Source organism: Streptomyces sp. NPDC031049, assembly GCF_055571015.1.
Genome location: NZ_JBVIGC010000011.1, coordinates 71,308 through 84,912 on the forward strand (window position 1 = coordinate 71,308; position 13,605 = coordinate 84,912).

The following is a 13,605-nucleotide window of genomic DNA, read 5'->3' on the forward strand; positions in this document are numbered from 1 at the left end:
AGGGACAGGAATCACAACCGCGGGGGCCGGGTGTGGGGAGAACAAGATGGGGGGGCTCCGGTGTCTCCCTTTCCCCCCCCCCCCCCCCCCCGCCTCCCCCCCCCCCCCCTCCCCCCCCCCCCCCCCCCCCCCGGGCCCGCCACGCGCGCGTGAGCGGGCCCGGCCCGGCGCACAGACGCGCGCGTGCTTCAGCCGTCAGCCTCGGGCGCCCAGGAGGTGGTCCATGGCGAGCTGGTCGAGGCGCTCGAAGGCCATGCCGCGGGCGGCCGCAGCGTCGACGTCGAAGTCCTCGAACGCGGTGCGGTCTGCCAGCAGGGCCTGGAGCCCGTCCTCGGCGGTGGGCCGGGCCAGTTCGTCCAGCCGGGCCGCCCGCAGGGCCTCCTGCACCTCGGGGTCGGCGCGGAAGGCGGCGGCGCGCTCCTTGAGGATGAGGTAGTTGCGCATGCAGCCGGCGGCCGACGCCCACACCCCGTCCAGGTCCTCGGTCCGCGGCGGCTTGAAGTCGAAGTGCCGCGGTCCCTCGTAGCCGGCCGTCTCCAGCAGGTCGACCAGCCAGAACGCGGCGCGCAGGTCACCGGCGCCGAAGCGCAGGTCCTGGTCGTACTTGATGCCGGACTGGCCGTTGAGGTCGATGTGGAAGAGCTTGCCGGCCCACAGGGCCTGGGCGATGCCGTGGGGGAAGTTCAGGCCGGCCATCTGCTCGTGCCCGACCTCGGGGTTGACGCCGTACAGCTCCGGGCGCTCCAGCCGCTCGATGAAGGCCAGCGCGTGTCCGACGGTGGGCAGCAGGATGTCGCCGCGCGGCTCGTTCGGCTTCGGCTCGATGGCGAACCTCAGGTCGTAGCCCTGGGAGGTGACGTACTCGCCGAGGAGGTCGAAGGCCTCCTTCATGCGCTCCAGCGCGTCGCGCACGTCCTTGGCCGCGCCGGACTCGGCACCCTCCCGGCCGCCCCAGGCGACGTACACGCGGGCGCCCAGTTCCACGGCGAGGTCGATGTTGCGGATGGTCTTGCGCAGGGCGTAGCGGCGCACGTCCCGGTCGTTGGCGGTGAAGGCGCCGTCCTTGAAGACCGGGTGGGTGAACAGGTTGGTGGTGGCCATCGGCACCTTCATGCCGGTGGCGTCCAGGGCCTGCCGGAAGCGCTTGACGGCCGCCTCGCGCTCGGTGTCGCTCGCGCCGAACGGGATCAGGTCGTCGTCGTGGAAGGTCACGCCGTAGGCGCCCAGCTCGGCCAGGCGCCGTACCGACTCCACCGGGTCCAGCGCGGCCCGGGTGGCGTCTCCGAACGGGTCCCGGCCCTGCCAGCCGACGGTCCACAGACCGAACGTGAACCTGTCCTCGGGGGTGGGCTGGTAGCTCATGCCGCGGCTCCTTGCTCGCTCGAGACTATTTCGTCATGGCGGTTTACAAATTAGTATGCGAGCGCGTCCCTGGGAAGGGACAAGGTGTTCCCGAAGGAGTGATGTGCGGGCCGGCCCGGTCCGCACGTCCCGCAGAAGCCAGGTCAGATCCCGCGGAGCCGCGGAGAGGGAGAAGCCCGATGTCAGCAGCCGAGGGTCCGCTCGTCGTCGGCGTGGACACATCCACCCAGTCCACCAAGGCCCTGGTGGTCGACGCGGGCACCGGCCGGGTCGTCGCGAGCGGCCAGGCCCCGCACACGGTGTCCTCCGGGCCGGGCCGGGAGAGCGACCCGCGCCAGTGGTGGGAAGCGCTGTGCGAGGCGCTGCGGCAGTGCGGCGACGCCGCGCGGGAGGCCGCCGCGGTGTCGATCGGCGGACAGCAGCACGGCCTGGTGACCCTGGACGACCGGGGCGATCCGGTCCGCCCGGCCCTGCTGTGGAACGACGTGCGCTCGGCGCCGCACGCGCGCCGCCTGGTCGGGGAACTGGGCGGGCCCAAAGCCTGGGCCGAACGGACGGGCAGCGTGCCCAGCGCCTCGTTCACGGTCACCAAGTGGGCGTGGCTGGCCGAGCACGAGCCGGAGGCGGTCCGCGCCACGAAGGCCGTACGCCTCCCCCACGACTACCTCACCGAGCGGCTCACCGGGCAGGGCACGACCGACCGCGGCGACGCCTCGGGCACCGGGTGGTGGGTGTCCGGGACGGAGGCGTACGACGAGGAGACCCTCGCGCACGTGGGGCTCGATCCCGCGCTGCTGCCCCGGGTGGTCCGGCCCGGCGAGGTGGCCGGGACCGTGCGCGACAGCCACGACCTGCCGTTCTCCAGGGGCACCCTGGTCGCGCCGGGTACCGGCGACAACGCCGCCGCCGCACTGGGCCTCGGGGTGCGCCCCGGGGTGCCGGTGATGAGCCTCGGGACGTCGGGCACGGTGTACGCCGTGTCGCAGCGGCGGCCCGCCGACCCGACCGGCACCGTCGCCGGCTTCGCCGACGCGCGCGGTGACTGGCTGCCGCTGGCCTGCACGCTGAACTGCACGCTCGCCGTCGACCGGGTGGCGGCGCTGCTGGGTCTGGACCGGGACGCCGTCGAGCCCGGCACGGGCGTCACGCTGCTGCCGTACCTGGACGGCGAGCGCACCCCGAACCTGCCGAACGCCTCCGGCCTGCTGCACGGCCTGCGCCACGACACGACCGCCGGCCAGCTGCTGCAAGCCGCGTACGACGGCGCCGTGCACTCCCTGCTCGGGGCGCTGGACCTGGTCCTCGACACCGACGCCGACCCGGCCGCGCCGCTGCTGCTGATCGGCGGCGGCGCCCGTGGGACCGCCTGGCAGGAGACCGTGCGCCGGCTGTCGGGGCGCCCCGTGCAGATCCCCGAGGCTCGGGAACTGGTCGCCCTCGGCGCCGCGGCCCAGGCGGCCGGCCTGCTCACCGGCGAGGACCCGGCCGCGGTGGCCCGGCGCTGGAACACGGCCGCCGGGCCGGTCCTGGACGCCGTGGAACGGGACGAGGTGACGCTGAACAGGATCGCCGGGGTAGTCTCCGACGCGGCCGCGCTCCTGGAACGGGGCGCGGACACCCGCTGACCGGCCGGACTCGGGCGTCCCGGGCGGACCGTCCGGCCGACGGGCGGCCCGACCAGTACCTCGGTGGGTGGCCCGACCAATATGACGGTGGGCGGCCCGACCAGTACGACGGCGGGCGAGGACCGGCTGTCGGCCGGGCTTCGACCGTCGCCGGGCGGGAACGCTGTCGACCGGACTTGGACCGTCGGCGGGCGCGGACCACCCGCCGACCCGGCGGGGGCCCGACCGAGTGGGGATCGTGCGTGGAACGAACGAGGACCGAGGGGGCATGACCGCACCGCTGCAAGGAGCACGAGCCGCCGGCTCCGGGCATGCCCTGCCGGACACCCAGCAGGGCATGCGCCGCCGCAATCTCGCGCGGGTGATGCATGCCGTGAGCGCCGAGGGACCGCTGTCCCGGGCGGCCGTCGCCTCCCGGATCGGGCTCACGCGCGCGGCGGTGTCGACCCTGGTCGACGAGCTGGTCCGCTCGGGCCTGCTGGAGGAACTCGGCCCCGAACGCCCGGGGCGCGTCGGGCGGCCCGGCTCGGCGCTCGCCGTCAGCGGACGCGGCCCCGCGGGCATCGGCGCCGAGATCGGCGTCGACCATCTGGCGGTCTGCGCGGTCGACCTGCGGGGGCGGGTACGCGCGCGTGCCGAGCGGCACGGCAGCAACCGGGGCCGCCGCCCCGGGCCGGTGGCCGAGGAACTCGACGGCCTGGTGCGCCGGGTGGTGGCCGAGGCGGAGGGCGAGGGCCTGTGGCCGGCGGGGCTCGCCGTGGCCGTCCCGGGCCTGGTGTCGCGCGATGCCCGGACCGTCGTGCGCGCCCCCAACCTCGGCTGGCGCGACGTGGACCTCGGCGCTCTGCTGACCGTCGGGGAACCGTCCCGGGACGTGCCGCTGTCCGTGGACAACGAGGCCAATCTCGGGGCCCTCGCCGAGCTGTGGCTCGCGGACGGCACCCCACCCGACTTCCTGCACGTGTCCGCCGAGATCGGTATCGGCGCGGCCGTGGTCGTGGACGGAGGGCTGCTGCGCGGCACCCGCGGGTTCGCGGGCGAGCTGGGACACGTACCGGTGCGTCCCGACGGTCCCGCCTGCCCGTGCGGCGGTCGCGGCTGCCTGGAGCAGTACGCCGGTGAGGAGGCGGTGCTGCGCGCGGCCGGCCTGGAGCCGGGCGAGGACCGCGTCGGACTGCTCGCCGAGCGCGCCGAGGAGGGCGACGAGGACGTACGCCGGGCCCTGCGCGAGGCGGGGACGGCGCTCGGGATCGCCCTCACCGGAGCGGTCAACCTGCTGGACCCGCGGTGCGTGGTGCTCGGCGGCGCGCTGGCCGGACTCGCGCCGTGGCTGCTGGCCCCGCTGCGGGACGAACTGGCCCGGCGCACGGCGGGCCCGGCCTGTCCCGTGGCGGTGTCCGGGCTGGGACCCCAGGGACCACTTCTGGGAGCCGCGCACTCCGTCGTGCGGGCCGTCCTGGACGATCCGGCGGCGGTGGCGGAACGTTCCGCGGGGCTCACCTGACGGACCGACGGTCCCACCTGACGGACCGACGTCACACCTGACGGACCGACCGTCACACCTGACGGAGCTCGCGGGGGCCGGCGGGAAACCGCGGGGAGACCGTGACGGAACGCCACGTTCGAGTGAGCGGGTCGGTCGAAACGGTTGTCGGCGCGCAGCACCGGAGTGACGATGTCACCGGCAGCGTCGCCGTCCGGGGAGGCCGAGTTGAGCGATCCATGGGTGGCCCTGGAGCCGGGTGTGGACCCCGCCGAGCGGGCGCGGACCCTGCGGCGCGCGCACGAGACGTTCACCCGGGCCGGCACGGTGCCGCGGCCGGTGCGAGCGGTGGTGGCGGAGTCGTGGCGGCGCTCGGTCCGCGCGGGCGTCGGCCCGGACCGCACCGCGGACGTCGAGCTGGTGGACAGTGACCTCGGCGCCTACCGGGCCGAGCATCCGCTGGCCCGGGTGATGCCTCTGGTGCGTGAGCTGATGGCCCCGTTCGCCGCCGACGGAGAGCATCTGCTCGCCGTGTCCGACGCGCACGGCAGGCTGCTCTGGGTCGAGGGGCACCCGGCCACCCGGCGCCGGGCGGGCCGGATGAACTTCGTGCCGGGTGCGCGGTGGGCGGAGAGCGCGGTGGGCACCAACGCGCCGGGGACGGCGGTCGCCGTCGGGCGTCCGGTGCAGGTGTTCGCGGCCGAGCACTTCGTGCGGCGCGTGCAGCCGTGGACGTGCGCGGCGGCACCGGTGCACGATCCGCGCTCCGGCCGGGTGCTCGGTGCCGTGGACATCACCGGCGGGGACCGGCTCGCACATCCGCACAGTCTGGGCTTCGTCCAGGCGGTCGCCCGGGCGGCCGAGTCGCAACTGGCGCTGCTGGCTCCGCGGCAGGCCCCCGCCGACACGGCCGAGCTGTCCGCGCTGGGCCGTGACGAGGCCCTGCTGACCGCCCGGGGGCGCAGAGTCAGGCTGAGCCGGCGGCACAGCGAGATCATGGTGCTGCTCTCCCGCCGCCCGGAGGGACTGACCGGCGACGAGCTGCTGTGCGCCCTGTACGAGGACGAGACGGTCACGCCGGTGACACTCCGCGCGGAGCTGGCCCGGCTGCGCCGGATCGTGGGGCCGGACCTGCTGACGTCCCGTCCGTACCGGCTGACGCTGCCCGTCGACTCCGACGTGGCCGTCGTCGAGCGGCGGCTGCGCGCCGGGGCCGTTTCGGCGGCGGCGACGGCGTACGGCGGTCCCCTGCTGCCCGCCTCGCAGGCGCCGTCGGTGGCCCGGTTGCGGCGCCGGCTCGCCGACGGGCTGCGGACCGCGCTGATCGCGGCCGGCGACCCGGACCTGCTGGCCGACTGGGCGCACGCCCCGTGGGGCGAGGACGACGTCGACGTCTGGCGCGCCCTCGCCGCCGTACGGCCGACGGCGGCGACCCGTTCGCGCCTGGCGGCCCTCGAAGCCGAGCTGGCGGCACCGGGCACCGGGTGAACACCGCCCCGCCCGCTCGCTCCCCTCCCCTTGTCCTCGGCCTCCGGCCCCCCCTCGCACGCAACGTCCCTGCAACGTCCCGCTTCCTACTCTCGCGCCAAGCGCTGCCCGAGGGCGGGCGGCATCTGTCGAGGAAGGCGGACCAGGATGACCCGTTACGCGGCGCCCGGCACCGACGGCGCGATCGTCTCCTATCAGTCGCGCTACGACCACTACATCGGCGGGGAGTACGTACCGCCGGTGCGCGGGCAGTACTTCGAGAACCCGTCCCCGGTCAACGGTCAGCCGTTCACCGAGGTGGCACGCGGCACCGCGGAGGACGTGGAGCGGGCGCTGGACGCGGCGCACGCGGCGGCACCGGTCTGGGGCCGCACGTCCACGACCGAGCGCTCCGGCATCCTGCTGAGGATCGCCGACCGGATGGAGGCGAACCTCGAGCGCCTCGCGGTCGCCGAGAGCTGGGAGAACGGCAAGCCCGTGCGCGAGACGCTGGCCGCCGACATCCCGCTGGCCATCGACCACTTCCGCTACTTCGCGGGCGCGATCCGGGCCCAGGAGGGCTCGCTCGGCGAGGTCGACGACGACACCGTGGCGTACCACTTCCACGAGCCGCTCGGCGTGGTCGCGCAGATCATCCCGTGGAACTTCCCCCTCCTGATGGCGACGTGGAAGCTCGCCCCGGCCCTCGCCGCGGGCAACGCGGTCGTCATCAAACCGGCGGAGCAGACCCCGGCCTCCATCCACTACTGGATGAGCCTGATCTCCGACCTGCTCCCGCCGGGTGTGGTCAACATCGTCAACGGCTTCGGTGCCGAGGCGGGCAAGCCGCTGGCGTCCAGCCCCCGGGTGGCGAAGGTGGCCTTCACCGGGGAGACCACCACGGGGCGGCTGATCATGCAGTACGCCTCGGAGAACATCAAGCCGGTCACGCTGGAGCTGGGCGGCAAGTCGCCGAACATCTTCTTCGACGACGTCTGGGCCAGGGACGACGACTTCCGTGACAAGGCCCTCGAGGGCTTCACGATGTTCGCGCTGAACCAGGGCGAGGTGTGCACCTGCCCGTCCCGGGCGCTGATCCAGAGCGGCGTCTACGCCGACTTCGTCGAGGCGGCGGTGGCCCGCACCGAGCGGATCACGCCGGGCAACCCCCTGGACACCGACACGATGATCGGAGCGCAGGCGTCCAACGACCAGTTGGAGAAGATCCTCTCCTACCTGGACATCGGCCGGCAGGAGGGCGCGAAGGTGCTCACCGGCGGGCAGCGCATCGAGCACGACGGCGAGTTGAAGGGCGGCTACTACGTCCAGCCGACCATCTTCGAGGGCCACAACCGGATGCGGATCTTCCAGGAGGAGATCTTCGGCCCGGTCGTCTCCGTGACCTCCTTCGCCGACTTCGACGACGCCATGAAGATCGCCAACGACACGCTGTACGGCCTCGGCGCCGGTGTGTGGACCCGGGACATCAACACGGCGTACCGCGCGGGGCGCACCATCCAGGCGGGCCGCGTCTGGACCAACTGCTACCACGCCTACCCGGCGCACGCGGCGTTCGGGGGCTACAAGCAGTCGGGCATCGGCCGGGAGACCCACAAGATGATGCTGGAGCACTACCAGCAGACGAAGAACCTCCTGGTGTCGTACTCGCCGAAGAAGCTGGGCTTCTTCTAGACACGGCTGGACACGGCGAGGGCGCCTGCCTGGGGAACGCCGGGCAGGCGCCCTGCTCCATGCGCGGCGCCGGTGCGTGCCGAACGTGCGCGCCTTCACAGGAAGCGGCTTCCGCCATGCCTTCGAGGAGGCAACCCCGCACCTCGTCGACCGGCTCGCCCCGGTCTCCGGAAAGGCTCCCTCACGGGCCCGCGACGAACGCCATCATGGGGGTGAGAAGCAAAGGAGCCGTATGACGACCACTTCGGCCACCGCCGACCACTGGGAACCGCTCTGGGCCGGTGGACGCCGGTACCGGGAGGTCAGCGGCACCGAGGCCGCGCTTCTGGCCGACCATCTCGGACCGGGCCGTCGGCGACCGGCTCTCGACATCGGCACCGGCGAAGGCGCCCTGGCCCGTCACCTCCACCGGCTCGGTTACCGCACCACCGGCATCGACTTCGCGCCCAGCGCCATCACCGCAGCCCGCAACGCCCAGCAAGGGCAGGGCCCGGGCTGGCGTCTGATGGACTTCACCTCCGACGACCTCGGCGCTCTGCCGGACCCGGCGTACGCGGTCGTCTCCTGCCGTCTGGTCTACCGGTGGGTGGACGACAAGGCGGCCTTCCTCGACCGCGTCCGGCAGATCCTCGCGCCCGGCGGGACGTTCTGGGTCGTCACCGAACTCGCCGGCCGTCGCCCCGAGGACGATCCGCGCACGCACCTCGGGATCACCCCCGCCGAGGCCGAGACGCTCACCGCGGGATGGTCCGTCGTGCGCACCGCCGACCTCGATGTGCTGCGCTGCTACGCACTCCGCCCCTGAACTCGGCACGGAGGCCGACGTGTTGGACGCCGAGCACCAGACCCGCCTCGCCTGGGACTCCTACGGGACACACCACCTCGGGCGCGGTACGCGTCTGCCGGATCTGGACCGGATCGCCTGGGGTCCGGCCCCGGACGGGCCGGGGGACGCCATCCTCGGGGACATCGAGGGCCTGCGGGTCCTGGACATCGGCTGCGGCCCCGGTCGGCAGGCCGCACACCTGGCCCGCGCCCACGGTGGGCAGGTGGACGGCGTCGACGCTTCCCTCGGTCAGATCGAGCGGGCCCGCGCCCGCTACCCCGATGTACCGGGCCTGCGGCTGATCCACGCCGACGCCGTCGAGCACGTGGCCACGGCAGCACCGTACGACGTGTTCTACTCCCTCAGCACCTTCCACTTCCTCGACCCGCACCGGCTCCTGCCCGCTCTGACGGCCGCCCTCAAGCCGGGCGGACGGCTCTGCTTCACCGTGCTGCACACCAACTCCGCCGGCGACGGCCCCGCCTCGTCGGTCGCCCCGCGCCCGGAGGCCCTGCGCCTGGCCGACGGCGGCGCCCTGACCGTGCACATGTGGGTGCTCGCACCCGAGGTGTGGGAGAACCTGCTCGTCCGGTACGGGCTCCACGTGCAGGGCATCACCGTCCTCGACGCTCCGGAGCAGGGCAACCACGCCTCCTACCGGCTCTTCCAGGCCCAGCGGCCGGACCGAATCACCGCCCGTCCCCGCACCACGAAGCCGCCCGTCGCCCGCGCGGCCGTCGGCGTCGGCGCCGTGCTGCTCGGGCCCCAGGGCCTGCTCCTGGGCCGTCACCGGCTGGGCACACGGGAGCTGCCCGGTGGGACGGTGGAGCCCGGCGAGTCACCGCGGGATGCGGTCGTGCGCGAACTCGCCGAGGAGACCGGCCTGCACGCCGACCCCACCGACGTCCGCCTCCTGGGCCTGTTCCTCGACCACGTCGGCGACGTCGTCCGCGTCACCTTCGGCGCGGTGGTCACCCGCTGGCGCGGGGAACCGGCCGACCAGCCCGGCGAGAGCGTCGGCGACTGGCGCTGGTGGCCCCTGGACGCGCTGCCGCCGGACCTGTTCGAATGCAGCGCCCAGATCCTCACCGCCTGGCGCCCGGACCTGCCGATCGACCACGCCCCCGCCCACTTCACCCCCGTCACCGACCCGCCCACGGCCGCCCCCGGGGCGGCCTGATCCGGAAGGGCTCGACCGGGCGGCTGGGTGGGGAGCGGAGGTCGGCCACGCCTGTGAGGCCACCCAGGCGCCTTCTGCTCACGCCCCGTCAGCTCCCTGGCGGGAACCGGTCCGGCCGTCCCGCACCGTCCGCGCCCGCCGCAGCAGGTAGACGCCCGCCGTCACCACGAGGGCCGCCATGCAGGCGATGAACACCAGGCCCGCGCCCTCGAGGCCCATCGGGTCCGACAGCAGGCCCACGCCGATGACCGGCACCGAGATGCCGGTGTAGGCCACGACGAACAGGGACGAGATCACCGCCGCGCGCCGGTCGGCCGGCGACGCCCCGGCGACCGTCGTCAGGGCCCCGCGGAACGACAGCCCCTGCCCGACCCCTCCGACGATCGCGCTCAGCACCACCAGCGACAGCAGGTCCCAGTACAGGGCGGCGGCGAGCAGGGCCAGCCCGGTGAGCAGCACGGCGCAGCCCAGGGGCAGCGACCGCACCGCACCGACGCGGCCGACGGCCAACTGCCCGGCGGTGGAGGCGAAGAAGGCGAGCGCGACGACCAGGCCGCTCACGGCGTGGTCGGTCACGTCCAGGGAGTGGGCGAGGAACGACGGGCTGACGGAGGTGAACACCCCGAACAGGGCGAACCCCACGAACGACGCGGTCGCCGCCGGTCCGAAGACGGCCCGCACCGGCGGCGGCACACCGGGCCGCCGCGGCCGTACGGTACGCAGCGGGCGCCTGTCCGGCACGGTCTCCGCGAGCGCCAGCAGGACGGCGGCCGAGCAGGCCACCAGGGCGAGGTGCACGGCGAACGGCAGGTACAGCGGCCACGCCGCGTACTGGGCCAGCACACCCGCCAGCAGCGGCCCGCAGCCCAGCCCGCCCATGTTGGCCGCGGTGGCGACGAACGTGGCCCGCGCGGCACCGCCCTTCGGCGCCGACTCCATCACGTACGCCGTGGCGGCCCCGGTGAACAGACCGGCGGACAGCCCCGACAGCAGCCGGCCCGCGTACAGCAGGCCCAGCGTCGTGGCGCCCAGGAAGCAGACGGCGCTCATGGCCGCGAACCCCAGGCCCCACAGCAGCACCGGACGCCGGCCCACCGTGTCCGAGGCGTTGCCCACCAGCAGCAGAACGCCGATGACGGCGAAGGCGTACACGGCGTAGACGACGGTCACCGTCAGTTCGGAGAAGCCGAACTTCTCCTGGTAGAGGGGGTAGAGGGGCGTCGGCAGCGTGGTGCCGGCCATGCACACGGCGAACACCGCGCCGCCGAGCAGACACGCGCGCCACCGACGACGATCACCGTCCATGCCGCCGACCGTAACCCCCGCCCACCGCCCGCGCCCGCCCGGCACGCCACGGGCGGCGCGGCCGAGGGGGCCGCGCAGCCACGGGGCCACAGCCGTGTACGGGGACGGAACATGCCGGGACGGAACATGCGGGCACGGAACCATGGCGAGGGCCGGCCGGTGACCCCGGGGCGGCCCCGCTTGACCCTCGACCTGGTCAAGGGCCCAGGGTCTCGGGTGTGGAGAGCGACATGCGCAGTATCGGGGAGATGGCACGGGACAGCGGGCTCGGCGTGAGCGCGCTGCGGTTCTACGACCGTGCCGGTGTGCTGGTCCCCGCCCGGGTGGACCCGGTGAGCGGCTACCGGTGGTACGAGCCGGCGCAGGTGGCGGAGGCCCGGCTGCTGGCCCGGCTCCGTCGCGCCGGCATGCCGCTGGCGGACGTCCGCCTGGTGCTGGCCGCCTGGCCAGGCGGCGACACCGACCTGGTGCGAGGGCTCCTCGCAGCCCATCTGCGCCGGCTGGAACGGGGACTGTCCGATGCCCGCGCCGAGTTCTCCGCGCTCCGAGCCCTGCTCGATCAGAGGGAGAACCCCATGGCAACGCCCCGCACCGCCGCCGTACAGCTGTCCGTCCCCGCGCCCGAGCTGGCCGCCGCACTGGACGCGGTCCGGTTCGCGGTCGGCCGGGACCCCGCGCTGCCGATGCTCGGCGGTGTCCTCCTCGACGTCGAGGCCGACGGGCTGCGGGTCGTGGCCACCGACCGCTACCGCCTGGCCGTCGCGCGGGCCTCCGCCACCGGCCTCGACGGGCCGCGCGCGCAGGCCCTGGTGCCGGCCCCGCTCGCCGACGCGATGCGGGCCCTGCTGACCGGTCGGGAACCGGTCCGGCTCTCGGTCGAGGACGACCGGGTGACCCTGGAGACCGGCGGCGGACAGACGGCCGGGCAGTGCCTCGCGCACGACTTCCCCGACTACCGGCGGCTGGTCGGCCTGCCGCCCGGGCGGCGCGTCCTGGTCGACGTGGCCGACTTCCGACGGGCGCTGGAGACCGGTCCCGTGCGCACGAGCGAGGCCCGCGAGCAGGACGGCGACACCCCCGGTCCCGGCCACGGCCCCGACAGGTCCGGAGTGCCGGGCATGCTCAGCGTGCTCAGGGCGACCGGCGACGACAGGGTGGTCGTCTGCGAGGACGGTGACGAGGGTCCCGGCCGTGTCGCCGTCAACCGGGCGTTCCTGCTCCAGGCCCTCGCCGCCGGCGCCCGGGACCGGCTGGTCCTGGAGATCGGCGCCCCCACGGCACCGCTCGCCGTCCGGCGCCCCGACGACCAGGACTCGTTCTCGCTGCTGATGCCGGTGCGCCTGGAGGACTGAGAACCGGCCGGCTCCCGTCGAGCCGGCCTCCTCCCCCCTCCTCCCCCGCCTCATCCGCCCCACCCAGCCGGCTTCCTCCGCCCCGCCCCGCCGACTTCGTCCCTTCCGCCCCTGCCACCCTCATCCGCTCCCCCGTCGACGTGGGGTCCCAGGGCAGCCGGATCTTTCCCTCGGGCGGGTACGGACCCACCGGAGGTGGTGGTGCCCCGGCCCGTCCGCCGTAGTATCGGTTGATCGCGCAGGGGGGAGGCGGTCATGGGACGACAGCGGGCCGGTGCACCGACACTGGAGGAGGTCGCGGCCCGCGCCGGTGTCGGGCGCGGCACGGTCTCCCGCGTCATCAACAACGCGGCGGGCGTGCGCGAGTCGACGCGGCGGGCGGTGCAGCAGGCCATCGCGGAACTGGGGTACGTGCCCAATCTGGCGGCGCGTTCCCTGGCCGTGCGCCGGGCGGACGCGGTGGCGCTGGTGATGACGGAGACGGACTGGCGGCTGTTCGGGGAGCCGTTCTTCACGGAGATCGTCAGGACCGTCGGCGACGCGCTGGCCGACGCGCCGGTCGCGCCGCTGCAGTTGCTGCTCACCCAGGTCCGCACGGACGCCGAGCGGCAGCGCTTCGTGGAGTACGCGCGCGGTGGCCGGGTCGACGGGGTGCTGCTGATGTCCGTGCATGCCGAGGACCCGCTGCCGGACATGCTCACCGAGGCGGGGCTGCCCACCGTCATGCTCGGCCGGCGCTCCGGCGACGAGGGGATCACCTACGTCGACGCGGACAACTCCGGCGGCGCGCGCGGCGCGGTCACGCGTCTGCTGGAGCGCGGCCGGACGGCGATCGCGACGATCACCGGTCCCGCGGACATGTACGTCGCCGCCTGCCGGCTGCGCGGTTACCGCGAGGCGCTGCGCCGCGCGGGCATCGGCCCGAGGCCCTCCCTCGTCGCCGAGGGGGACTTCTCGGAGGAGAGCGGGCACCGGGCGATGGCGGAACTGATCGGGCGGCACCCGGAACTGGACGCGGTCTTCGCCGCCTCGGACACGATGGCCGCGGGAGCGCTGAAGGCACTCCGGGCGGCGGGCCGGCGCGTTCCGGACGACGTCGCGGTGATCGGCTTCGACGACTTCCCCCTGGCCCAGCACACGGATCCGCCGCTGACGACGGTCCGGCAGCCCCTGGAGGAGATCGGCCGGACGATGGTGCGGCTGCTGCTCGAGGAGATGGAGGAGCGGACGGGGGCTTCCTCGGTGGCCTGGCGGCACGTCATCCTCCGGACGGAACTGGTGCCGCGCGACTCCGACTGACCCCCACCGGCCGG

General features: G+C 74.5%; 10 protein-coding genes. 8 read left to right on the forward strand and 2 right to left on the reverse strand.

Annotation, left to right across the window (positions count from 1 at the left end):
* Nucleotides 1–195: 195 nt before the first annotated feature.
* Nucleotides 196–1,362 (reverse strand): xylose isomerase, encoded by a 1,167-nt coding sequence (xylA, locus tag ACZ45Q_RS19670; protein ID WP_468262697.1) that lies wholly within the window; start codon nucleotides 1,360–1,362, stop codon nucleotides 196–198.
* Between the two features lie 179 nt (nucleotides 1,363–1,541).
* Here xylA and xylB point away from each other — a divergent pair, with 179 nt between their 5' ends.
* The 6 genes from xylB (at nucleotide 1,542) to ACZ45Q_RS19700 (ending at nucleotide 9,635) form a co-directional block, all read left to right on the forward strand.
* Nucleotides 1,542–2,987, forward strand: coding sequence for a xylulokinase (gene xylB, locus ACZ45Q_RS19675; protein ID WP_468262700.1), 1,446 nt, complete (start codon nucleotides 1,542–1,544; stop codon nucleotides 2,985–2,987).
* A gap of 268 nt (nucleotides 2,988–3,255) precedes the next feature.
* Nucleotides 3,256–4,491, forward strand: coding sequence for an ROK family protein (locus ACZ45Q_RS19680; RefSeq protein WP_468262702.1), 1,236 nt, complete (start codon nucleotides 3,256–3,258; stop codon nucleotides 4,489–4,491).
* Nucleotides 4,492–4,698: 207 nt separating this feature from the next.
* Nucleotides 4,699–5,958, forward strand: a complete 1,260-nt coding sequence (locus ACZ45Q_RS19685; RefSeq protein WP_468262705.1) for a GAF domain-containing protein — start codon at nucleotides 4,699–4,701, stop codon at nucleotides 5,956–5,958.
* Between the two features lie 147 nt (nucleotides 5,959–6,105).
* Nucleotides 6,106–7,629 (forward strand): aldehyde dehydrogenase, encoded by a 1,524-nt coding sequence (gene adh / locus ACZ45Q_RS19690; protein WP_468262708.1) that lies wholly within the window; start codon nucleotides 6,106–6,108, stop codon nucleotides 7,627–7,629.
* 232 nt (nucleotides 7,630–7,861) lie between these two features.
* Complete coding sequence (locus ACZ45Q_RS19695) at nucleotides 7,862–8,434, forward strand: class I SAM-dependent methyltransferase (protein ID WP_468262711.1); 573 nt, start codon at nucleotides 7,862–7,864, stop codon at nucleotides 8,432–8,434.
* Between the two features lie 22 nt (nucleotides 8,435–8,456).
* On the forward strand, nucleotides 8,457–9,635 hold the full coding sequence (locus tag ACZ45Q_RS19700; protein WP_468263247.1) for a bifunctional class I SAM-dependent methyltransferase/NUDIX hydrolase: 1,179 nt from the start codon (nucleotides 8,457–8,459) through the stop codon (nucleotides 9,633–9,635).
* A 78-nt stretch (nucleotides 9,636–9,713) separates the two neighbouring features.
* Here the strand turns inward: ACZ45Q_RS19700 and ACZ45Q_RS19705 are convergent, their stop codons facing one another.
* Nucleotides 9,714–10,940 carry an MFS transporter gene (locus tag ACZ45Q_RS19705; RefSeq protein ID WP_468262714.1) on the reverse strand — a complete coding sequence of 409 codons (1,227 nt, stop codon included), beginning with the start codon at nucleotides 10,938–10,940 and terminating at the stop codon, nucleotides 9,714–9,716.
* A 230-nt stretch (nucleotides 10,941–11,170) separates the two neighbouring features.
* Between ACZ45Q_RS19705 and ACZ45Q_RS19710 the strand changes: the two genes are divergently transcribed.
* Nucleotides 11,171–12,292, forward strand: coding sequence for a DNA polymerase III subunit beta family protein (locus ACZ45Q_RS19710; protein ID WP_468262716.1), 1,122 nt, complete (start codon nucleotides 11,171–11,173; stop codon nucleotides 12,290–12,292).
* 255 nt (nucleotides 12,293–12,547) lie between these two features.
* Nucleotides 12,548–13,591, forward strand: coding sequence for a LacI family DNA-binding transcriptional regulator (locus ACZ45Q_RS19715; RefSeq protein WP_468262719.1), 1,044 nt, complete (start codon nucleotides 12,548–12,550; stop codon nucleotides 13,589–13,591).
* The last annotated feature ends 14 nt before the right edge of the window (nucleotides 13,592–13,605 follow it).